Annotated in this window: 15 protein-coding genes; 9 read left to right on the top strand and 6 right to left on the bottom strand. The window is 55.4% G+C overall.

The genetic code is table 11. The features are described 5' to 3' along the window. The first annotated feature begins 461 nt into the window (after nt 1–461). The 3 genes from O2597_RS12910 to O2597_RS12900 all read left to right on the top strand — a co-directional run bounded on the left by O2597_RS12910 (nt 462) and on the right by O2597_RS12900 (nt 5,788). The gene (locus O2597_RS12910) at nt 462–1,544 is read left to right on the top strand and encodes a ribonucleotide-diphosphate reductase subunit beta (RefSeq protein WP_269525483.1); all 1,083 of its coding nucleotides are present in this window, start codon (nt 462–464) and stop codon (nt 1,542–1,544) included. 105 nt (nt 1,545–1,649) lie between these two features. Then, on the top strand, nt 1,650–4,892 hold the full coding sequence (locus O2597_RS12905) for a ribonucleoside-diphosphate reductase subunit alpha (RefSeq protein ID WP_269525481.1): 3,243 nt from the start codon (nt 1,650–1,652) through the stop codon (nt 4,890–4,892). 341 nt (nt 4,893–5,233) lie between these two features. After that, nucleotides 5,234–5,788 carry a hypothetical protein gene (locus O2597_RS12900; protein WP_269525479.1) on the top strand — a complete coding sequence of 185 codons (555 nt, stop codon included), beginning with the start codon at nt 5,234–5,236 and terminating at the stop codon, nt 5,786–5,788. A gap of 83 nt (nt 5,789–5,871) precedes the next feature. Here the strand turns inward: O2597_RS12900 and O2597_RS12895 are convergent, their stop codons facing one another. Together O2597_RS12895 and O2597_RS12890 are read right to left on the bottom strand one after the other, a co-directional pair. After that, on the bottom strand, nt 5,872–6,594 hold the full coding sequence (locus O2597_RS12895) for a response regulator (RefSeq protein WP_269525477.1): 723 nt from the start codon (nt 6,592–6,594) through the stop codon (nt 5,872–5,874). A 123-nt stretch (nt 6,595–6,717) separates the two neighbouring features. Continuing rightward, nucleotides 6,718–7,197 carry a S24/S26 family peptidase gene (locus tag O2597_RS12890; protein WP_269525475.1) on the bottom strand — a complete coding sequence of 160 codons (480 nt, stop codon included), beginning with the start codon at nt 7,195–7,197 and terminating at the stop codon, nt 6,718–6,720. A gap of 272 nt (nt 7,198–7,469) precedes the next feature. Between O2597_RS12890 and O2597_RS12885 the strand changes: the two genes are divergently transcribed. Both O2597_RS12885 and O2597_RS12880 read left to right on the top strand, forming a co-directional pair. After that, nucleotides 7,470–7,934, top strand: a complete 465-nt coding sequence (locus tag O2597_RS12885) for a S24/S26 family peptidase (RefSeq protein ID WP_269525473.1) — start codon at nt 7,470–7,472, stop codon at nt 7,932–7,934. A gap of 90 nt (nt 7,935–8,024) precedes the next feature. Further along, on the top strand, nt 8,025–8,723 hold the full coding sequence (locus tag O2597_RS12880) for a sulfite exporter TauE/SafE family protein (protein WP_269525471.1): 699 nt from the start codon (nt 8,025–8,027) through the stop codon (nt 8,721–8,723). Here O2597_RS12880 and O2597_RS12875 read toward each other — a convergent pair. Next, entirely contained in the window at nt 8,720–9,700 is a 981-nt protein-coding gene (locus O2597_RS12875; RefSeq protein ID WP_269525469.1) for a LacI family DNA-binding transcriptional regulator, read from the bottom strand. The two genes, O2597_RS12880 and O2597_RS12875, sit on opposite strands and share 4 nt — an antisense overlap. A gap of 184 nt (nt 9,701–9,884) precedes the next feature. Between O2597_RS12875 and ptsP the strand changes: the two genes are divergently transcribed. From ptsP to O2597_RS12855, 4 genes are read left to right on the top strand one after another with little or no spacing between them, the layout of a single operon-like run. Then, nucleotides 9,885–12,350, top strand: a complete 2,466-nt coding sequence (ptsP, locus tag O2597_RS12870; RefSeq protein WP_269525467.1) for a phosphoenolpyruvate--protein phosphotransferase — start codon at nt 9,885–9,887, stop codon at nt 12,348–12,350. Between the two features lie 29 nt (nt 12,351–12,379). After that, complete coding sequence (gene pfkB, locus O2597_RS12865; protein WP_269525465.1) at nt 12,380–13,330, top strand: 1-phosphofructokinase; 951 nt, start codon at nt 12,380–12,382, stop codon at nt 13,328–13,330. A gap of 12 nt (nt 13,331–13,342) precedes the next feature. Then, nucleotides 13,343–15,088: a fructose-specific PTS transporter subunit EIIC gene (locus O2597_RS12860; protein ID WP_269525464.1), complete on the top strand. Its 1,746-nt coding sequence runs from the start codon at nt 13,343–13,345 to the stop codon at nt 15,086–15,088. A gap of 24 nt (nt 15,089–15,112) precedes the next feature. After that, entirely contained in the window at nt 15,113–16,345 is a 1,233-nt protein-coding gene (locus tag O2597_RS12855) for a carbohydrate porin (RefSeq protein WP_269525463.1), read from the top strand. Between the two features lie 153 nt (nt 16,346–16,498). Here O2597_RS12855 and O2597_RS12850 read toward each other — a convergent pair whose 3' ends face one another. The 3 genes from O2597_RS12850 to O2597_RS12840 all read right to left on the bottom strand — a co-directional run bounded on the left by O2597_RS12850 (nt 16,499) and on the right by O2597_RS12840 (nt 21,964). Next, on the bottom strand, nt 16,499–17,755 hold the full coding sequence (locus O2597_RS12850; protein ID WP_269525462.1) for an MgtC/SapB family protein: 1,257 nt from the start codon (nt 17,753–17,755) through the stop codon (nt 16,499–16,501). Nucleotides 17,756–17,876: 121 nt separating this feature from the next. Then, on the bottom strand, nt 17,877–20,273 hold the full coding sequence (locus O2597_RS12845; RefSeq protein WP_269525460.1) for a ribonuclease R family protein: 2,397 nt from the start codon (nt 20,271–20,273) through the stop codon (nt 17,877–17,879). A gap of 212 nt (nt 20,274–20,485) precedes the next feature. Next, complete coding sequence (locus O2597_RS12840; RefSeq protein WP_269525458.1) at nt 20,486–21,964, bottom strand: sulfatase family protein; 1,479 nt, start codon at nt 21,962–21,964, stop codon at nt 20,486–20,488. Between the last annotated feature and the right edge of the window lie 60 nt (nt 21,965–22,024).

Genomic DNA, 22,024 nt, shown 5'->3' with positions numbered 1-22,024 from the left:
TCGCTGCGGATCGGGAAAATGCGCTGGATATGTGTCTGCATACTTATTCCTGAAATCGCTCCTTTGCCAAGAAAGTTGCACAAGAAATTCGTCTTCAAGGCCTTTGCGGATGCCGGGGCAATCACCCCTCTTTCGAGTGAAGGAAAATCGGCGATAAATTTGGTGCCAAGACTTGGCTTGGCGCCTGACTTGCTCACAGCCTTTTGTGAATAATTGGTGTATAATTACTATATCTAGTGCCTGATGCGCAAAAATGTACGATATATGGTGTCGCGAATATTGACAACTGCATCTTCGGGACTCAGTCTTCGGACCACCATCAGGCGGTCTGCCCCGCGCCCTCTACCTCCCTACCGTTCCTAACCAACACCCTCTCAAGGCCTTTCGCACGCTGTCCGCGAATTCGTGGCAGTGCTGTCGGCTGATTTCTAACCAAACCACTACCCAGCTCTATACGTCCAATGGAAAAAACCTACACTATCGGCAACAAAACCTTCGTCCTCGACCAAGCCAAAGCAGAAGAAGCCTTTGCGGCGAAAAAGATCATCAACGGTCGCGATACCATGTTCTTCAACATCCTGCCACTGAAGTACCAGTGGGCCTACGATCTGTACAAGACGATGAAGAACAATCACTGGGAGCCGGAAGATATTCCCATGCAAAAGGACGTGGAGCTCTGGCGCAGCAATGACCTGCCGGATGTGGAGCGCTGGATCATCAAGATGGCGATCGGCTACTTTTCTGCGGCCGAGGGTATTGTCGGGGACAATATCCAGCACGTGACCCGTGAGTTGGTGACCGCTCCTGAGTTGAAGCTGGTGCTCGGCCGCCACGCTCACGAGGAAAACATCCACGCCGACTCCCTCGTTTACATGATCAGCTCGCTGGGCATCAATCCGCACGAGTGTGAGGCCATGTTTGAGGACATTCCGACGATTGAGAAGAAGACGGCCTTTGTGGTGAACAACTCGCGCTCGCTGCGTCGCGACATGAACCTCGATTCGACCGAGGACAAGCAAGCCTTTGCCAAGAACATGTTCATTTTCGGGCAATGCATGGAAGGTACCCAGTTCTACGGGCTTTTCGGAATGGTGCTGTCCCTCTACCGTCAGAACAAGTTCCCGGGAATCGGCCAGATGTTCCGCTACACCATGCGCGACGAGTCGAATCACATCGAGGTCTTCCGTAACCTGCTCATGGATCTGATTGAGGAGAATGAAGACGTCTGGACGCCGGCCTTTCGCGAAGAGCTGCGTGACTTGATGCGCGAAGCCGTGGCCCTGGAGCAGGAGTTTATTCGCGATTGCCTGCCGGTCAATGCCGTGGGCCTAAGTGCCGACGAATTCTGCCAATATATTGATTACATCGCCGACCGCCGCCTTGAGGGCGTGGGGCTCGCACCGCTCAAGCCGGGGACTTCCAATCCCTTCCCCTGGTTGGCCGAGATGATGGACATCAAGAAAGAGCAGAACTTCTTTGAAGGCCGCGTCACCGAATACCAGAAGGCTTCAGCCCTCGGTAGCATCGACGACGACGAGCTCTAAGACGCTTTACCACCGCGGGGCGGCTACCAACCGCTTTGCGTGCCTACCTACCCACTTGCTACCTGCCGCAAACTACCTCCGACAAGACACTAACCAAACACTTACATGATCCAGAAAATCTCCTTCGAAGAAGACCTCGAACTCAAGCGCTACACCTCCACACCCAAAGACAAAAAGCCCCGATTCGACTGGGGTACTGTAATTAGTCCGGACCGGTTCAACGGCCGCGATATCAAGATCGAATCGGAAGGCGGCGAGCGCGCCTTCAATCTGGCCGAGATCGCGGACACGATCGGTGCCGCTCTGACCGACCTGCTTCTTTCCCGCCAGGAAGAGGAGATTTTCACGGAGGTGAACCAGCAGTTTGTGGCCAAGATCGCCGAGACTGTCGGTGAAGTGTTGGCCGAGCAGATCGACAAGGGGCGTGCGTTGACGCTCTCCACTCACGATATCCATCTGCTTATTGAAAAGGCGCTGATCGAGAACGACGCCCATGATGTCGCCAAAAGCCTGGTCTTCGGTCGCGGCAAGGTCGAGGAACGCGCGCCGGTATCCATGCGTCTGATACGCCGTAACGGGCAGGTCGTTCCTTGGAGCGAGTCCAAGATTGAGATTGCGGTGCGCAAGTCATTCCTGTCCCTGCATCTCGATTCCAGCCCGGCGGTCGACATTGCGCGCGCCGTGACGGACCGTCTCAGCAACGATGGCAAGGCCTTTGTCAATATCGAGGATGTGCAGGACGCGGTTCAGGAGGAGATGATGCGTCAGGGCCAATTCAAGGTGGCCGAAGCTTACATCCTCTACCGGGCCCACCGCGCACGTGTCCGCGAGGAAAGCGCACTGACCGAGATCGATGAGTCCCAGCAGGAGTCCATGATCGTCGTGACCGACGAAAACGGGGAGAATACATTCTGGGATGGTGTCGACCTGAAGCGACGCATTGACTTCGCCATCATTGGCCTGGACCTTAACCTCAACGCCGATGAGATAGAGGCCGAACTCCGCCGCTCGCTCTATCCCGAGATGAAGCGTGAGGACTTGAAAAAGACCATTATCCTCAATGCCAAGTCGCTAATCGAGCGGGATGCCGATTTCGCACGTTTTGCCGGGCGGATTCTCCTGTCCTACATCTATGAGGAAGTACTTGACTGGGATATCGTTCGAGACGGTGTCAGCAGTTTGAAAGAAGCGCACCGCCGCGGCCTGAAGCCGTACCTGAAGCGTGCGATCGAGATCGAGCGGGTACACCCGAAGCTCCTCGATTTCGACCTGGACCGAATCGGCGAAGCGCTCGATCCCTCGGCCGATTTGGACTTCGATTATCTCGGGGTGCAGACGATGTACGACCGCTACCTGATTGTTGACAAGACGGGCAAGAAGCACCGTCGTCTGGAAGTGCCGCAGTATTTCTGGATCCGCGTGTCCATGGGGCTCTTCCATCACGAGAAGTCGGACCGCGAAGGCTATGCGATCAGTTTGTACAATCTCTATAAGAGCCGTCGTTTCTGCTCCTCTACGCCGACGCTGTTCAACTCAGGCACCCTGCATTCGCAGCTGTCATCCTGCTATCTCTACAAGGTGGACGATAGCATCGAGTCGATCATGCACCGCGGTATCGCCGATAACGCCTTCCTTTCGAAGTGGGCGGGCGGCCTTGGCGGTTCCTGGACTTCCGTGCGCGGTACCGGCAGCTTCATCAAGGGCACGAACGGTGAAAGCCAGGGCGTGATCCCTTTCCTTAAATTGCACAACGACCAGCTTGTCGCAGTGAACCAGGGCGGCAAACGTCGTGGTTCCGGATGTGCCTATCTGGAGTCCTGGCACAACGATATCGACGACTTTCTCGAGCTTCGCAAAAATACCGGGGACGACCGCCGCCGTACCCACGACATGAATACGGCTAACTGGATTCCGGACCTGTTCATGAAGCGGATGGAGGCCCGTGAGGATTGGACGCTGCTCCGTTCGAACGAGTGTCCGGACTTGCACGACCTCTACGGGAAGGCCTTCGAAGATCGCTATTGCGCATACGAGGCGATGGCCGAACGCGGTGAAATCTTCGGCAAAAAGATTCCTGCGATCGAGCTTTGGAAGAATATGCTTCGCATGATCTTCGAGACGGGGCACCCGTGGATCACTTTCAAGGATCCCTGCAACGTCCGCAGCCCGCAAGACCATGCCGGGGTGATTCACAGTTCCAACCTTTGCACTGAGATTACGCTCAATACCAGCGAGGAGGAAACCGCGGTTTGTAACCTGGGCTCGGTTGTACTCGACTCGCACCTCGATAAGGACGGCAACCTCGACCACGAAAAGTTGCGCGATACGATCCGCATTGCGGTGCGCGCCCTCGACAATGTCATCGACATCAACTTCTACCCGACCAAAGCGGCGCAAACGGCCAATAGCCGTCACCGACCGATCGGTCTCGGTGTGATGGGCTTGCAGAATGCGCTGTTCCGGAAGGACATCGCTTTTGCCTCGCAAGCTGCGGTTGACTTCAACGACGAGTTCATGGAGGCCATCGCCTACTATGCCTACGAAGCGTCTTCCGACCTCGCCGCTGAGCATGGCACCTACAGCACGTACAAGGGTTCCAAATGGGATCGTGGCTTGATGCCGCAGGATACGCTCGACCTGCTCGAGCAGGAGCGTGGTGTGGAAATTCAGGTGCCGCGTGCCGGCAAAATGGATTGGAAGCCGCTGCGTGAGAAGATCACAAGGCAGGGGATGCGCAATTCCAACGTTCTGGCGATCGCTCCGACCGCGACGATCTCGAACATCATGGGCACTTCGCCCTGTATCGAGCCGACCTACAAGAACCTCTTTGTGAAGAGCAACCTGTCCGGAGATTTCATCGTTCTCAATGGTGAACTGGTTCGTGACCTCAAACGCCGCGGACTCTGGGACAAGGAGATGCTCGACCAGGTGAAGTATTTCGACGGTGAGCTTGATTCGGTCGAAGGTGTGCCGGAAGACCTGCGTGCGAAGTACAAGACCGCATTCACGATCGACTATAAGTACTTCATTGATGCGGCTGCCCGACGTCAGAAGTGGATCGACCAGTCGCAGTCGGTGAACCTCTTCCTGCCTTCGCCGGACATCAAGACCCTTTCGCACATGTATCGTGATGCGTGGCACAAGGGACTGAAGACGACTTACTATCTGCGCACGCTCGGTGCTTCCAATATTGAGAAGGCAACCACCAGTGTGAAGAAGGAGGTTCGCGGACGTGCCGGCCAGGCGGAAGCCCCGGTTGAAAAGAAGAAGGAGTACACGCCGGAGCAAGTGAAGGCATGCTCGCTCGAAGCCATGATGAACGGCGGCGAGTGTGAGGCTTGCCAGTAAGTTTCCCTCCCAACAAGCAACAGACGGGGCGCTCCAATTGGGGCGCCCTTTTTGCTGTCTGTGGGGGCGAATTCTCCGCAGTGCGGAATGGGTGGGTGGTCTGCCTTGTTGGCTTGAGTTGAACCCTTCAGTCGGCTGACTGGGGTTGAAGACGTAGAGTGTGTCTTTTCGCTTGAAATACAGCGGATGTACTCGGTTTTGTTAGTGATTGCATTTGCCTGCACTCTGCGGGCCCGCTAATCTGAATCCATGTTCCATGCTTTTCGTGTGCGCCAGATTGATCTTCGCAAACGGGAAGCAAATTGTACACGAATTGCGCGCAGCGCTAACCCTATCCTGAAATGAAGAACTGTCTCCTCATCTGCTTGCTGCTTCCAGCCACCGTGCTGTCTCTGTTTTCGGAAAACTTGAGGATCGCGGATAGCATCATTGTTAGAATTCCAGACGGCTGGTCTTATGTCGGTTCAAAGGGGAATTCGCTCGGTGATGCCGGCTATTTGCATACGGCCGTACTGGACGATTCAGCGGGGGGGCAGAAGCTGGCGCTTTCCGTCCTGGACACTGCCGGAGCGGAGCCCGGTGTCCGGTACCCCACACGCCTCGTGAATGCGACCCTGGATCCGATTATCAAAGCCTACAGGGATCAGGGAAGCGTTATAGACTTTGACCGTAAGCTACTGTGGAAGGGGGAGTGTCTGTTCTACTACCAGAAACTACGTAGCAGGCAAGGTAAGCGGATAGAGCTGCGCGGGGTCATTTTTGAGTCGAACGGCAACTGGGTGAATTACATGTGCCTGGCGAATGATACAGTCAGCTGGAGCTTCTATGCCGATTTGGTGAAGGGGACCACGCGCTTGAATCGGGTGCCGGTCACTGAAAATATGGTGGCTAAGTAGTCGAAGTCTAGTTTGTGAAAACAAAAAGGCGCATCCCTCAGGATGCGCCTTTTGTTTTTTTTTGAAACGCTTGCTTGCCGGAATTACTCCATGCTCATGTTACCGCCTACGGGATCTACCAGCTTGTTGGCGATCGCCCAGCGGGTGAGGGCGGCGACATCATGCAGGTCGAGCTTTTTCATGATGTTCGTGCGGTGTGTATCGGCGGTGCGGACGCTCATGCCAAGCTTGGCGGCGATTTCCTTGTTGCTGTAGCTCTCGGCGATTAGCTGGATGATTTCGCGCTCGCGGGAGGTGAGGGACTCGAGTGAGTCGTCTTGACCGCCGCTGACCATGAGCTCTCGCATGGCTTCGACCACGCGGGGGCTGAAGTAAGAACGGCCGTCGGCCACCAGATTGATGGCTTTTTCCAGTTCTTCGAGGCCGGCATCCTTCTCAATGTAGCCAGTCACTCCTGCCTTGAGGAGGCGATTGACCATGCTGTTGGAGGAGGCGGCTGAGAAAATTAGAATGTTCAGCTTCGGGTTCTTGGCCTTGAGGCGGCGAAGCACTTCGCTACCGTTCAGGTTGGGCAGCATGATGTCCAGGATGATCAAATCCGGGTTGTGCTGGAGGCACAGCTCCAAGCCTTCGGCACCGTCCCCGGTGTGCGCTATGACTTGCATGGAGGTATAGCCCTCCACCAGTTGGCAGATGAGATCGCGGAGAATCGTTTGATCCTCGATGACGACTACTTTTTTCATGTCTTGGTCAGTGTAGAGCTCGTTGTCGTAACGCTGCTTGGGGGTTGATAGTAGCTGTGTCATATTCTTATTGGCAATTTTTAAAGTGAAAACCCCTCCCGCTAGTGGGGGGTGCGGAAGGGGCCTTATTATCGGACAGATGAAAACAACAACGAATCTATCCGAGAAATTAAAGTCATCGGTGGCTTAGTGGGATTTGCAGAGTGCGGTGGGAATGGCTTGGCCGTTGGAGGTCAGTGCGGGACCGCTCGGTGCGCCTTCGCTGTGGAATACCGCGAAGATGGTGCCGATGATCATTTCTGAAGTGACTGGTTCCGGATCAATTTTCCAGTTTGCGCTGCCTGCGGTGCGAATGCTGTCTCCATCGTGGGCGACCACTTTGTGGGAGATCAGTTCGCCCTTGGCGGAGCGGTAGACCACCATCATCCCGACTTCGATTTGCTCGATGTCAGCTTCTTGGACGATGATGAGGGAATTATCGCCGAAGTAGTCGCCCATGGATTCGCCGGCGGTGCGGTGTATGCTCCAGGCAGGGTTGAGGGAGGCAATCATCTCCGCGTCGCGGAGCGTCTGTTCAAAAGTAGCCGAAGATTTCGGAGTTGCGGTCGCTGTCAGCATTGCGCCAAAGCAGGCGAAGAGGATCGTAGCGAGCGTTGTTGTTTTCATGCCCGCTATCATACTGATTATCGTTTAATTCAGGTATCGCGTGAACTTTGTATAGTGCTTTAGGAAGGATTCTTAGGAGTAGGCGCGGAAATGGCGTAATAAGGGTACGTGAAATCACGTACCCGAGGCGAAAGTGTATGTTTACCAGTGTTTTGAGTTTTAAGCGTTTGGATTTTACAAATACTTTATAAAACGTAAAAAATGGCATTTGGATCGGGTATTTCCTCTAAAGTGAAAGCTGGAAGCAGCTTGCCTTTATCACGTAGATTTTGATGCTCCTTTCTATGCGCTATGCTTTGCTGGGAACTCTTTTTTTTGCCGCTCTATTTTTGCTTTCTGCCTGCAATACGACGAGTTCGGGTAGCACGACGACCTTTGCTCCGATTAAGTACGATGAAGCCTTCAAATTGGGGCAAATGGTGAAGTTTAATGATAGTGGTCTTTATATGGCGCGTACCAGCGGGACCTCGATGGAGCCAGTCCTGACCAAGAATACGATTATCGTGGTTCGGCCGATCGATTTTGAAGACCTTGAGGTTGGAATGATTGTGGGCTACTTGAATAAGGATGGCTACCAAGTGCTCCATCAGTTGATCCGGAAGGCGGGTAAGGATGCCTGGGTCGCGAAAGGGATCAATAATGTGACCGAGGATAAGGATCGGGTGACGCCGAAGAACCTGGTGGGGGTCTTGTATACAGTGCTTTATAATGAAGCTTCGCAGAAGGCTCCACGCTAGCGATTGGAGTGAATAGATTGCTCTGTCCGGTTGACGGCGGGCTGTGCTCGCCTCAAATATCCAGTTGATGCGGATGGAGCGGCATGACTGATGTTTGAGTACCAGACAGTTTATAACGGATATACGGCACTGCTTGCGGGCTTGGTGACGAGTGTGCACTGTGTGGGCATGTGCGGTCCGCTCTCCTGCGCCTTTGCGCCGGCTCGTCCGGACGACGCCAGCCCCCATTTGGTTCTTACCAGCTATCATTTGAGCAAGCTTTTGGCCTATGCCTGTGTGGGGGCCTTGGCGGGAGCATTTGGCAGTATCGTGGTGGATGCCGTTTCGGCCTCCTGGTTGAACTATATTCCCTGGGTGCTGGTTGTCTTCTTTATTTCGGTGGCGTTCCGGCTGGACCGTTTTCTGCCCAAGCCCAAGTGGTTGGGATCGACCTACCGGACGGTGACCCAACGGTTTACGCGTCTGAGTAAGCCGGTTGCGGCTGCCGTGATCGGCCTGGCTACGCCTTTGCTGCCCTGCGGGCCGCTCTACATGATTTTTGGCTTGGCCCTGTTTTCCGGGTCCGCGTTCCGTGGGGCCGAGTTTGCAGTTGGTTTCGGCCTGGGTACGCTGCCGCTCCTCTGGTTGGCTCAGAGTCAGTTCATGCGACTGAATGGGCGCCTGAGTCCGGTGGTTCTGTCACGGGTGCAACGTTCAGTCGCGCTGATAGCTGCCCTTGTCGTGGCTTGGCGCTTACGCACGACTTTGGGAATCGAGGGGGCCGAGGACTGGGTTTGTCACCCCTTCTAGCGCAGTGAGCCCCGTTCGATGAGTTTGCCTTGTAGGCGGATGAGGCTGGGGGACCGGTCTGGTTGTTCGATACGCTTCATTAGCAGCTCGGCTGCAGTCTCTCCGATGAGTGCTGCCGGTTGCTGGATGACAGTCAGTCCCGGGCGGATGAAGGTGGCCCAAGGTGGATCATCGAAGCAGGCGAAGCCAAGCGTTTCAGGTACCTGTATGTTGCGTTGGTGGATGGCGCGGTAGGCGCCGGTTGCGAGTAGGGCGCTGGAGCAAATGACCGCATCCGGCGGGTCGGCGTCGTCGAGCAGGGATTCCATGGCGGCCTGTCCCTCCGGTTCGAAGGCCGGGGTGGTGAGGATCTTGTGTGGTTTTAGGCCCGCTGTGGCCAAAGCGGCTTCAATCCCGCTCAGGCGCTCGCTCGCGGTGAAGCTGTTTGCCCCCACAATGGCTGCGATCCTGCGGTAGCCGCCAGCCAAGACGCGCAGTGTGAGTTTCTGGGCGGATTCGGTGTTGTCGATGAGTACGGAGTCGAACTGGTCGCTGGCGCGCCGGTCCACGGTGACGACTGGTATTTTGGACTTCTGTAAGGCTTCCAGCTGTTGGCTGCCTTTGGATGAGGGGGAAATGATAATGCCGGCCACCTGTTCTTGGGCCATGAGTTCGAGGTAGTGTTGCTCGCGCCCGGAATCTTCATCGGTGTTGCAGACAAAGACGCAGAGGCCTCGCTTTTGCGCGAAGTTTTCCACCGCGCGGCAGAGTTGTCCGAAGAAGGGGTTCTGGATGTCAGACACGATGAGCGCAAGAATCCGGGATTGCTGTTCGCGGAGACGCTGGGCTACGCGGTTCGGGCGGTAGCCTAACTTGTCGACTGCGGTTTGTACCTTTTGGCGGGTGTCGTCGCTGATATAGCCCTTGTTGGCCAGCATTCGCGATACGGTGGCGATCGAAACCCCGGCTTCCCGAGCGACATCTTTAATACTAGCCATGGTGTAAAGGTTTACTGATTGTTTTTGGATTTTTCTAAATCTACAAATAATTCAATACCAATGTAAATAGGATATTTTAAAGAGTTCTTGTTTGGGGAGAGAGATCTTTTTAATTGACATATATGTGTAAACGATTACATATTTCCTCATACTTTTACTGAACCCTGAACCGAAGGACCCCGTCATGTTAAAGCTCACCCCATCAGATATCCGCCTTGGTGCCTCTGCATCCAGTCGGGAAGAAGCCATCCGAGCGGTTGCCGCCTTGCTGGCAGAGCGGAATGCTGTGGAGTCCACCTATTTTAACAGTATGCTCGGCCGCGAGCGTACCGCGACAACCTATCTGGGGAATGGCGTTGCCATCCCGCACGGCCAACCGCAAGACGCGGGGGCCATTCATGAGACTCGCGTCGTCCTCCTTCAACTACCCGAAGGCGTTGCCTGGAAGGGGGGCGACAAGGCTCATTTGGTATTCGGGATCGCCGCGAAGGGCGATGAGCATATCGAGTTACTCGGTCAATTGACTTCAATCATTGCCGATGAGGATCTGGCACGGAGGTTGGCGGTGACCGATCGGGCGGAGGATATTATTGAGGCGATTGAATCCGAAGGTGCCGGAGGACGGGCTGCTGAAGACGACTTCGAGGGGGATCGTGTTGTGGTTGAATTTACGAACCCGCGCGGCTTTCACTTGCGACCGGCAAGTCAGTTGGCCGAAGCCACCGATCGGATGGATGGTAAGATCAGTCTGGTCGTGAATGGCAAGGAAGCGGATGCCAGAAGTGCCTTGAGTATCGTGAGTCTCGGAATTACGCCGGGGAGTCGAATTGAAATCCGTGCCGACTCGCCCTATGCGGATGACCATTTACGCCAGCTCAAGCGCTTGCTTGAGTTGATCAACGACGAGCCTCAGGAAGGAGAGGGGGCGCTGGATGCGGCGATCGATTGGGAGCCTGAATCTTGTGAACAGGATTACCTGTTGAAGGGGACCATGGCAGCTCCCGGTATTGCGGTGGGGCCGGTCCTGCTTTGGGACGCGTTAAGGGTGGCGCCGGAGAGCCGGAAGCGTGGCGACGAAGCCGCTGAGATTTCGGCCTTGGGTGTCGCAATTGATACAGCTGTGGAAACATTGTCAGGACTCGCTGCGGACCCGGGTATGAACAAGGTGCAGCGCAACTTATTTACGGCTCACGCAGGGTTGATTGGAGATGCGGATCTAAAGAAGGCTGCGGAAGTTCGTATACGTGAGGGGGAGGATGTGCTGTCCGCCTGGAATGCAGTGGTCGGGGATAAGGTTGCCAAGCTTGAAGCCTTGGAGGATGCAAACCTTGCCCAGCGTGCCGTTGATTTGAAAGATGCCGGGCATCGCGTCAGCCGTGTCTTGCTCGGTGCCGATCAGGATTCGCTGGCTGGGGTCACCGAACCTGTCGTGCTCTTGGCGGAGGAATTGGAACCGTCGGAGGCGGCTCAGTTGACGCCCGGAAAGGTAAGTGGAATCTGCCTGCGAAAGGGTAGTCCGAATGCGCACTCCGCGATCGTTGCGAGGTCTCTTGGGATTCCCATGGTGGTTGCGATGGGGGATGCCCTGTCGGCTGTAGAGGCGGAAACCAAAGTCGTTCTTGATGCCTCGGGTGCCCGCTTGTTGACTCAACCCAGCGATGCGGACCTGGAGTCCGCATGTGCCGCACTAAAAGCGCTGGATGAGCGCCGCCAGCAGGCATGGAATCACCGCTTTCAACCGGCTTTGCTGCAGGACGGGCATCGCGTGGAAATTGTCGCGAATATTGCGAAGGTTTCCGAAGCCGGTGAGTCGTTGAAAGCGGGTGCCGAAGGTGTTGGCTTGGTACGTACTGAGTTTCTCTTTCTCGACCGCGACCATGCACCCAGTGAGGAGGAGCAGTATGAGCAGTACAAGGCTATGGTTGAAGCGTTGCAAGGCCTCCCTATGGTATTGCGGACTGTCGATATTGGAGGCGACAAGCCGGTGGATTATCTCGGCTTGAATGAGCACGACCTTTCCTTTCTGGGGCTGCGTGGTATTCGCCTCGGGTTGGCTCGGCCGGACATTTTGCGTACCCAGTTGCGGGCCGTCTACCGTGCTGCCAAGCATGGGCCGATTCGTTTGCTCTTTCCCATGATCGCGACTTCGAACGATTTTCGTCGCACGCGGCAGCTGGCTGAAGAAATACGCAAGGAAGTCGACGGTCCGAGGGTTGATCTGGGGGTTATGATTGAAGTGCCTGCCGCTGTTATTATGGCGGAAGAACTGGCACGGGTTGCGGATTTCTTTTCAGTCGGCACCAACGACCTGACGCAATATGCCTTGGCCGTTGACCGGACTCACGCGCTGCTGGCCAAGCGGGCGGATGCCCTGCACCCCGTGGTCTTGAGATTGATTGATACGGCCACACGCGCGGCGCATAAACATGGTAAATGGGTCGGTGTTTGTGGCGGACTCGCGTCCGATTCGCTCGGTGCGCAGATCCTTGCCGGCCTCGGAGTGGACGAGCTGAGCATGCCGCCCGCCCTGATTCCCGGAGTGAAAGAGACTCTGAGGAAAACGAGTTTGTCCGACCTTCGGGCCCTGGCGCAACGTGCTTTGGATCAGGAAGACGCGGTTGCCGTGCGTCTGATCCCGCCTGTGGCTTAACCCCTGAAACCAAATTGAAGATGAGCACCATGAATTCCATTGTAACTGTCACCTTGAACCCCGCGATTGACCACACGGTCTTTGTTGATAAACTGGCCGCAGGAACCGTGCATCGCGCGTCCCGTTCCCATCGTCAAGCAGGCGGCAAGGGGCTCAACGTGGCCACCATGCTCTCGCTTGGCGGGCATGATGCCACTGTCAGCGGTTTTCTCGGGGAAGATAATCCCTCGATCTTTATCAAGCATTTTCGCGATCATCAGTTGGAAGATGCGTTCGTTCGTGTGGCCGGTGAAACCCGTACCGGTATCAAGATTGTGGATACTTCTGCGGATGAGACGACCGATATTAACCTGCCGGGGCCGGCTCCAACCGAGGCCCAGTGTGATAAGTTGCTCATGCGTCTCGACTTTCTTGCCGAGGCCGGACGCTGGTTTCTTCTGGCCGGAAGCCTGCCGTCCGGAGTGAACCCCGATTTTCTGGTCCGAATTATACGTACTCTGAAAGCGAAGGATGCGCTTGTGGCGGTTGACACCAGCGGTCCGGCACTTGCCGCTGCGGTGGATGCCGGTGTCGATTTGGCAAAGCCGAACAACCATGAACTTGAAGAACTGATCGGGGCCAAACTTGAGAGCTTCGAAGACGTGCTACTTGCTGCCCGGGCCTTGCGCCGTGAGAAGGTGTCCCGCCTGGTCGTGTCCCTTGGCGATGAAGGCGCCTTGTTTCTGACGCCCGAGGCCGAGTTGAAAGCCAGTGCGCCGCCTGTGAATGTGGTCAGCACGGTCGGGGCGGGTGATTCCCTGCTGGCCGGATTTCTGCAGGCCACAGTTCGGGGCGACAGCCCTTCGGATTGTGCGCGCCTGGCCACAGTCTATGCCTGGAGTCGCCTGGAGTCGCTGGTCTCCGCCTTGCCCGAGCCTGACGTACTTAAACAGCGGATGGGGCAGGTCTCCGTCCAATCCCTTGTCTCTTTAAACTCATAACCCTGAACTGTCATGTCTACACTACATACCTATATTCAAACCGAGGAGCGCAGCCCGATCTGTCGTTTGGCGAAAGGGGCGCTCCAAGCCGAAGCCGAACGTCGTGGCTTGGACCTTAAAATCGAGATAGATCCTGGCCTTGCTCCGGAGTCCGCCTGGGAGGCGAGTTCGAATCCATCGGACGCGGTCCTTCTGGTTGGTCTCAAGGCTCCGGCTCAGCCGGCCGCGACGACCCACCCGGTCCTGTCGGTCGATCTCGCGCGACTGGCCCGTGAAACCGGCGCAGTCCTGGACCAGCTCTTTCCTGATGGGGCCCGCCTGATTTCCCGGCGTACTTCCAAGCCGGATGTTGTAGAACCGGCTGAGTCCGCAAAGGAATCCAAGTTTCTTGTCGGTGTCACCTCCTGTCCGACGGGCATCGCCCATACCTTCATGGCAGCCAAAGCGCTGGCCAAGGCGGCTGAAGAGATGGGCTTCACCATGAAGGTGGAAACGCGTGGTTCGGTGGGCGCGAAGAATGAATTGACGCCCGAAGAGATTGAGAAGGCCGATGCTGTGATTGTGGCTGCGGATGCCGCGGTTGAAACAAAGCGTTTTGCGGGCAAACGCCTGCTGGAAACAGGAACCAAGCCTGCGATTAAGGATTCGAAGGCTTTGATTCGTGAAGCATTGACCCTTCAACCTGTTGCGTCTGCGGGGGGCTTGAAGATGCCTCCGAAGAAAGAGCGCAAGGGGGTCTACAAGCATCTCATGACCGGTGTCTCAAACATGCTTCCGCTGGTGGTCGCCGGCGGTCTCCTGATTGCCCTCGCCTTCGCGGTGGGCGGCATCTACGCGGGAGACGCTGAAGGGACTTTTGGCTGGGCCCTGATGCAGATTGGCGGATCGGCCGCTTTTGCCCTCTTTATCCCTGTGCTGGCCGGCTTTATCGCCTTTTCCATAGCGGATCGTCCGGGGCTGACGCCCGGTTTGATCGGAGGCATGCTCGCTTCGCAAATCGGTGCGGGTTTCCTCGGTGGTTTGGCGGCTGGCTTCTTTGCCGGATACCTGACGAAGTTCCTGAATAACAAGATCAGCTTGCCGGAGTCATTGCAGGGCTTGAAGCCGGTACTCATTCTACCGCTGCTGACATCGCTTGTCGTCGGGCTGGCTATGATCTTCGTGATCGGACCTCCGGTGAAGTTTATCCTCGACGGTCTTTCCGCTTGGTTGAACAACATGCAAGAGGGGAGCGCCCTGGTTATGGGCCTGTTGCTGGGGGGCATGATGGCCTTCGACATGGGAGGGCCTGTCAATAAATCGGCTTACACTTTCGGTGTCGGATTATTGGCCAGTCAGATTTATGCACCCATGGCTGCGGTGATGGCGGCGGGGATGGTGCCGCCACTGGCCTGTGCCCTTGCCGCGAATCTTTTCCGTAAGAAGTTTACCGATGATGAGCGCCAGGCTTCGAAGGCGGCAGCCGTGCTGGGGATCTCTTTTATCACAGAGGGTGCGATTCCCTATGCGGCGGCGGATCCGGTTCGTGTGATTCCCTGCAATGTACTCGGCGCTGCGGTGACCGGAGGCCTCTCCATGTTGTGGGGGTGCAAGCTTGTCGTGCCGCACGGAGGGATCTTCGTGCTGGCGATTCCCAATGCGATTACTCAAGGGCTAGCTTATGTCGGCGCCATTCTCGCCGGGACCGCCGTGGCAACCGTAGCTCTCTATTTTGCCAAGCGCCCTGTGGCTGAAAGGCTCTCCGCTGCGTCTGCATAAACACTTACCCAAAAAATACATCCCATGAAAAAATCATCTATTCTATTCTCTACTGTTATTGCGGGCAGCCTAGGGCTCAGCCATGCTTGGGCCGAGCCTTATGCGGATCGACTCACCGGCGACTGGAGTGGAACCCGTACCGAGTTGTCGGATTCGGGTGTCGAGTTCTTTGCTTATTACAATGCGATTATTGCTTCGAATGTATCCGGCGGCATTGATCGGGAGTCGAACTATGCGGGCGATCTCTTCGCCGGTGCTACCTTTGACTTTGAGAAATTGCTCGGCTGGGAAGCGACAACCTTTAGTCTGACTGGGATCGAGCGCCATGGTAGTGACATTACGCCATCGGTTGGCAGCCAATATAGTACAATGCAGTTGGTTGGCGGGCAGAATACCTTTCTCTACAATGTCACTCTGGAAAAGCTTTTTGCAGATGGTGACTTTTCCCTGAAGCTGGGCCGCATGACTGCAACTGATGATTTCGTCGGCTCATCTTTCTACGGCTACTCCTTGAACAATGCGGTGAACGGCCAAATTCGTGCCGTCTTGTTTGACGGTGTCATGACCTCATACCCGTTTGCAATTTGGGGCGGGCGGCTGAAAGCGAAGATTTCGGAGAAGAGCGCGCTTCAAGTCGGCGTGTTTCAACTGACCCACGAAATGTGGGACCGGGAAAATCAAGGTGTCGATTTCAGCATCGACTCGGAAGATGGGGTTTCGCTCTTTGTTCAGTATGACTGGACGCCTGAGATCGCTGGTAAGCCGGCCCGTTTCTATGTCGGGGTGAATCAGACGTTCTCCTTTGAAATGGATGAGTTTGACAGTACGGATACGACGGATGAGTTCACTCGATACTATGCGCATGCCGACTACCAGGTGTTCCGCGAGTCTGCTCATTCGGACGAAGGCCTGAGTCTTTTCCTGACACTTGCTTATACCTCGCAGGAGGAAGTGGCGATTATTCCCTTACAGTCCACTTTGGGTGCACATTATAAGGGCTTACTTCCCGGGCGTCCGGATGACCGGACTGTCTTCTTCATGACCTACGGGCAATTTAGCGATGATTACTCGGATGCTCTTGAAACGAGTACGGGGGATGATGCGGATTATGAAATGGTTTTCGAACTGGGGCATCGTATTCAACTGACCAAGTACGCATACATCCAGCCCGACGTTCAGTTTATCAAGAACCCCGGTGGTACCGGGAAGATCGATGATGCGGTCGTCGTTGGTGCCCAGTTTGGATTCAGCTTTTAGAGCTTCTTCATGTCAGTGCCCTTCTTGTTGCTAAGGGCGCTTTCAGGTTCAGTAAGTAGTGCAAGGTAATTCCGGCAGTGCGAGTCGCTGCCGGAATTTTTGTGTCCGAGCCCCGGGAATTCTCATCCGGGTGGCAGCTGAACCCGGGAGGCGTTACACGATGAAGAATGCGCCGATGCCGGCCAGTACGGTCGCGCCGAGCGCGATCCCGATATGTTTGCGGAGTTGCGGGGCGCCTATGCTGAAGACGAGGCTGGCTTTCAGGATTGTATTGGCGACTGCCGCGAGAATAATGGCTCGTGTCCCGAGCTGAAGGGCGACGCTGCCGTCTTTCAGGTTTTGCGTAATCGAGAGTGCGATTGCATCCATGTCGGTCAGGCCGGAAATGAAGCTCAGCGCCAGGAGTTCATCGGTGAGCTCGGTTTGGCTCAACCATTTGACGAGGAAGGAAATGACACCGTAGATGATACCGAACTTGATCGCGATCGAGAGACCGAGCGGATTCTTCAGGTTGGGGATTTCGACAGGGGTTTTGCTCTTCTTGCTGAGCAAGGCGATGAAGACGGCGTAAAGAAGACCCGGCATGGCCATGATCAGGAAGGGGTACCATAGCTGGGCGATGAAAGCGGGATAAATAAACCCGAGGATCACCAGCACTCGGCCGAGCATGATTGTGCAGGCCATGACGATTGCGAGGGCGAAGCTGCCGGAAATTTCAGGGTAGGTCTTGGACTCTCGACTGAAGGCAAGGGTGGTTGCGGTGCTGGAGGCCAGGCCACCCACCAGCCCGGTAAGTATGACGCCTGCCTTGGTGCCCAGTAGCCGCATGAGTATGTAGCCGACAAATCCCAGCCCGGAGATGAGGACAACCATGAGCCAGAGCGAGTAGGGATTGATCGCCTCGTAGGGGCCGTAGCCTTGGTTGGGCACCAGGGGAAGCACCACCCCGGTCACTGCGACGAATTGCAGGGTCGAGCGGATGTCTTCATTTGTGAATTTTCGTGTCCACGAATGGCTCATTTGCTTCATGCCCAAGACGATCATGGTCAGGGCCGCGAACATGACGGCGAAGAGGAGCTGCCCCCAGTACACGAGGGCACCCAGTAATAGAGTGATAATGGCTGCCGCTCCGGTCGTCAGTCCGATACTGGTCCGATCCTTGGCGATGAAACCATGAAGGATGAGATGTGCCCCGACAATACCGAGCGCTGCGAGAAATGCGTAAGGCACGTGTGTACTGTCGACGAAGGCTGCGGTGTAGCCGATGAGTGCCCAGAGGACGAAAGTGCGCAGGCCGGCGAAGTGGTTGTCGTCCTTGTGTGCATCCTGCTGCTCGCCCCATTGGCGAATGAGCCCAATGAGGGCGCCGAGGCTGGCGCTGACGATCAGGGATTGGAGCATGTTGTCCATTTTAGGATATTGTATTGTGCTATACAAATAACGCCGGTTTGCCTTGGCGTCAATCGTCTCGTCCAGCTCCGCTTGGGGGCGTTTCCCGCCCGTATTTCACTGTATCGCAGGTTGTCTGCAGTCAGCGGCGCTTTTTTGCGGGACTTTTCTTTTGCCGGTCCGAGCGGCGTTGCTTCCTTATCTGGGAGAGCTCCTTGGCTGATTGCGCGGTTTTTTTTGTCGGTCTGGGCGATGGCTTCTTGTTATTTGATTCTTCCGGAACAATGCGGAAGTCGATCTGGCGCTTGAACCGGTCCACCCGCTCGACCTGTACATCGACGTATTGGCCTAGCGAATACACCTTCTTCTTGCGGCGTCCGACGATGGACTGGCCGTCGCTGGAGGGATGGTAGAAGTCGTCGTCGAGAGTGGAGATGTGAACCAGTCCATAGGCTTGCGAGTCGACTAGCTCGACGAATAGGCCGTGGTTCTTGACGTCGGCAACGACGGCTTGGAAGGACTGTTTCTTGTCCTTGTGCAGTTCTCGTTCGTAGTATTCGAGCAGCTTGGTTTTGACTGACTCGCGCTCAGCGTCGACACTGTTGCGTTCCGTTATGCTGATGTGTTCGCCGAGAGACTCCAGTTTGCCCTGTGAGTAACGTACATCGGGTTGTTTCGGTGCGGATTCTGCCCCGATCTTGTGCAGGTAGCTGTCCAGGACGCGGTGCACGATCAAGTCGGAGTAGCGGCGGATGGGCGAAGTGAAGTGGGTGTAGTCGGGCTTTGCGAGACCGTAGTGGCCGTCGGGGCTGGCTCGGTATTGGGCCTGCTTGAGGCTGCGCAACACGTGCACCTTGAGTGCGTGGCCTTGCGGGTGGTCCTTTAATTTCTTCAGTAGGGAGGCCATCCCGCTGGCTTTACTCAGGTTGCCGCACTGTACGCCGAAGGTGATCATTGTCTCCCGAAGTTCCTGCAGCTTTTCGTCCTCGGGTTCGTCATGCACCCGGTAGATGCAGGGGAAATGATTGCGTTGCATCGTCCGGGCCACTTGCTCGTTGGCACCGAGCATGAATTCCTCGATCAACTGGTGGCTTTCGTCGTTTTCCTGGATCTCCAGCCTGTCGGCATAACCTTGCTCGTCCACGTAGATTTTGACTTCGGTCATGTCGAGGTCGAGGGATCCTTTACGGAATCGCTTCTTTCGAAGCTGCGAGGCAATATGCCAGAGCTTGCGGATGTGCACCTGCAGGAGCTTCATCTCCTTCTGGTTCACTTCGTCAAGCGAGCGCCCGGTCGAGCCGGTTTGGTGCTTCGGAGGTAGCGGAGTTTTGCGGATCTCGTCGAAGTCATCCTTCTGCATGAATGCGTAGGCCTGGCGATAGGTGAGGCGCTTGTTGCTCCGGATCACGGTGTTGGCGAACTCGACGTGCAGGATGTCGGCCTTGTCCGAGTAGGTGATGAAGGCGGTCTTGGTCAGGCGGTCTTCGGCTTCAACCAGCGAGCAGAGCCCATTTGAAAGCGCGTGCGGTAGCATCGGGATGACCGTACCAACCAGGTAGGTGCTGTTGCCGCGCTTCTGTGCTTCCACGTCGAGAGGGCTGCCCGGTTTGACGTAGGCGGAGACGTCTGCGATGTGGATACCCACGCGCAGCTTGCCATCTTCGAGTTCCTCGAGTGAAAGCGCATCGTCGAAGTCCTTTGCGTCGTCCGGGTCGATGGTAAAAGTGAAGAGTTTCCGGCAGTCCATACGATCCTTGCAATCCGAGGGACGAACCTTGTCGGGAATACCATCAGTTTGCTTTTCAACGGCTGCAGGAAATTGCGGTTCGAGGTTATACTTGTAAAGGATCGCCTTGAACTCGGCATCGGGTTCGTGGGTCTTCCCCAGTACTTCGATGATTTCACCTTCGGGATTGAGGTGGCGTTGTTTCCATTCGACCAGCTTGATGACGACTTTGTCGCCTTCTTTCGGGGTCGGGCGTATGCCGGAATTACGTGGGTCCGGGACGAGAAAGTCCTGAATGAGACGCGGGTCGTCGGGGATGACATAGGTGGCGTGGCGGCCTTTTTGCAGCGTGCCGACATAGCTGCTCCGGGCGCGCTTCAGGATGCGTATGACCCGGAGGTTGGGCTTCTGCTCGGGCGCTGCGGGGCGTTCGTTACGCCGGTAGTGCCGGTAACGAGGCTTCGGTTGCTCGATGATGCGGGCCAGCACATGGTCGCCATGAAAAGCCAGTCCGGTATCTTCGGCGGAAACAGGATAGCCTTCGCCGTTCGGATCGCTGTCCGGGAGTATGAATCCGGAGCCGCTTTGACGGAAGATGATTTTACCACTGATCAGATCCGCGTCTTTGGGAATGCAGAGCCGGTTCTTCTTGAGGTAGGCGATTTCGCCCTGCTCAAGCATCCGGTCGATCAGTTGGTGTGCCTTCTTGGCTTCGTCGCGGTTGAGTTTGAGTACGGCTATGATTTCCTCTCTGCGAAGCGGGACATAGTCCGGTGCTTTGAGGAGGGTGAGTAGGGTATCACGAAGATCCATTAGCTCTGAAGGTGTCGCAATTCACGGGAAATGCGAGCCTGCTCTTTAAATTTGAGAGAACCTGTTTTTATACCGGATGTGCCTTCAATTTAGAGTGAAACTATCCGACTCATATTCTTTAAGTCTCTCTTTAGTTATTCACTGTCCAATTCTGCTTTCGTGCTTTTATGGGCCAGGAAGCAGCTCTGACGTCCCCCAAAAAAACAGCACCACTACCATGGGCATGGATAGGTGCGTGTGTAGTTTTCGCGTCCGAATGCTTCGCTTATCCAAAGTTGATTCCCATTATCAATAACTTTGTCATGATGTCCGGAGTGTATCATTGGTATCATTTCCCGGCATAGCGCTTGTTCGAATTCCAGCATCAAGCTGTAGCAGGACGGATCGTTGATTCGATTATGCTGTTCCATTGGGTCTTCCTGTAGATTGAAGAGGGTTATTTCTCCTGTCGCATATTTTGCATATTTCCATGGGCCGCTCAGATACATACATCCGTCAGACAAGGCTCCCAAGATGGATTTTCGGGGTGTTGCTGCGTTCATGTCCTGATTTGGGTAGGGGAGTTGGGGCAAGGGGACGCAATCTAGTTCACTGGATATCTCCGCTCCTGCATACGCCAGTATGGTTGCTGTTACATCCATTAACGTGACCAGTTCATCGCAATCACATCCTCTTTGTGTCAAAGGATCACGGACGATGAGGGGGATGTGACAGCTCCCTTCGTAGTAGCTTCCCTTACCTGCCATGTCGTGATCCCCAACATAATCACCATGGTCGCTCGTGAAAATGATTAAGGTATTGTCCAGCTGGCCACTCGCCTCAAGTGCATCGAGGATGTCTCCGACCTCTCGGTCGATTTGCTGGATCAGGCCGGCATAGTGATGGCGGACGCGTTGTTTTTGCTCAAGAGTCCAACCATCGAGGTCGACTCCGTTCCATGCCATGCGGTTGCCGTTGTGATTCCTTCTCTTGAGCTCTGCGCAGTCATTGGAGACACTGGGTGCTGGCTTGGGTATTTGGTTCGGGTCGATATCGACGGTAAATTCCTCGTTGGGGTCGTAAGGGCAATGTGGTCCGGTGAATCCAACCATCATTGCAAAGGGCGTCTCATGCCCATAACGGTTAATATAATCGACCGCTTCAGAGCCGACAAAATGGTCCCATGAAAGCTCCCAGGGGTTACGGCTGATGACTGCACCTTTATTTTCTAAATAGCCCTCATGTTCTAGTCCCGTATACTTTCGAGAGCCATGCCCCCGCAGGTAGCGGTAGTAATCGTCCCGAATGCAGGGCCATCGTTTGTCTTCGGTGACTGACCTGTAGTCAAATCCCATGCGCTCTGACCAAGGGTAGAAATGCATTTTTCCGATGCCGGCGGTGCTATAGCCGAGTTGACTCAGGCGCGAGGGCCAGGTCTGGATACCTTGTTTTTCGTAATCGGGCCGAATCCACTGACCATTGGTCAGAACACCTGTCCTCAGGCCGTGCATGCCAGTGATCAAGGACGCACGAGCCGGCACACACAAGGGGTGAATCGAATAAGCCCTACAGTAACGGGTGCTTTCCTTGGCCAAGCGGTCGATGTTCGGAGTGCGGATGAAGCTAGCACCTGCGTACCCCAGAAAGTCCCAACGCAGCTGGTCAGCCATCATGAAAAGAATATTCGGGCGCGATTTATTATCACTGCTCATAAGTCGGATATAGGAATACCTGGCCATGCTAGTCGTTAAGCACGGCGTAATTGAGTAATA

The sequence above is a fragment of the Coraliomargarita parva genome (assembly GCF_027257905.1).
Taxonomy (GTDB): domain Bacteria; phylum Verrucomicrobiota; class Verrucomicrobiia; order Opitutales; family Coraliomargaritaceae; genus Coraliomargarita_A; species Coraliomargarita_A parva.
The sequence above is the reverse complement of the archived record's forward strand: the minus strand, read 5'-3'. Positions and strand labels throughout refer to the sequence as shown.

Coding starts and splice junctions, on each gene's coding strand:
- O2597_RS12885 (WP_269525473.1), top strand. CDS start 7,470: ATGCTCCTTTCTATGCGCTATGCTTTGCTGGGAACTCTTTTTTTTGCC.
- O2597_RS12880 (WP_269525471.1), top strand. CDS start 8,025: ATGTTTGAGTACCAGACAGTTTATAACGGATATACGGCACTGCTTGCG.
- O2597_RS12875 (WP_269525469.1), bottom strand. CDS start 9,700: ATGGCTAGTATTAAAGATGTCGCTCGGGAAGCCGGGGTTTCGATCGCC.
- O2597_RS12840 (WP_269525458.1), bottom strand. CDS start 21,964: ATGAGCAGTGATAATAAATCGCGCCCGAATATTCTTTTCATGATGGCT.
- O2597_RS12860 (WP_269525464.1), top strand. CDS start 13,343: ATGTCTACACTACATACCTATATTCAAACCGAGGAGCGCAGCCCGATC.
- O2597_RS12850 (WP_269525462.1), bottom strand. CDS start 17,755: ATGGACAACATGCTCCAATCCCTGATCGTCAGCGCCAGCCTCGGCGCC.
- O2597_RS12905 (WP_269525481.1), top strand. CDS start 1,650: ATGATCCAGAAAATCTCCTTCGAAGAAGACCTCGAACTCAAGCGCTAC.
- ptsP (WP_269525467.1), top strand. CDS start 9,885: ATGTTAAAGCTCACCCCATCAGATATCCGCCTTGGTGCCTCTGCATCC.
- pfkB (WP_269525465.1), top strand. CDS start 12,380: ATGAATTCCATTGTAACTGTCACCTTGAACCCCGCGATTGACCACACG.
- O2597_RS12845 (WP_269525460.1), bottom strand. CDS start 20,273: ATGGATCTTCGTGATACCCTACTCACCCTCCTCAAAGCACCGGACTAT.
- O2597_RS12910 (WP_269525483.1), top strand. CDS start 462: ATGGAAAAAACCTACACTATCGGCAACAAAACCTTCGTCCTCGACCAA.
- O2597_RS12890 (WP_269525475.1), bottom strand. CDS start 7,197: ATGAAAACAACAACGCTCGCTACGATCCTCTTCGCCTGCTTTGGCGCA.
- O2597_RS12855 (WP_269525463.1), top strand. CDS start 15,113: ATGAAAAAATCATCTATTCTATTCTCTACTGTTATTGCGGGCAGCCTA.
- O2597_RS12895 (WP_269525477.1), bottom strand. CDS start 6,594: ATGACACAGCTACTATCAACCCCCAAGCAGCGTTACGACAACGAGCTC.
- O2597_RS12900 (WP_269525479.1), top strand. CDS start 5,234: ATGAAGAACTGTCTCCTCATCTGCTTGCTGCTTCCAGCCACCGTGCTG.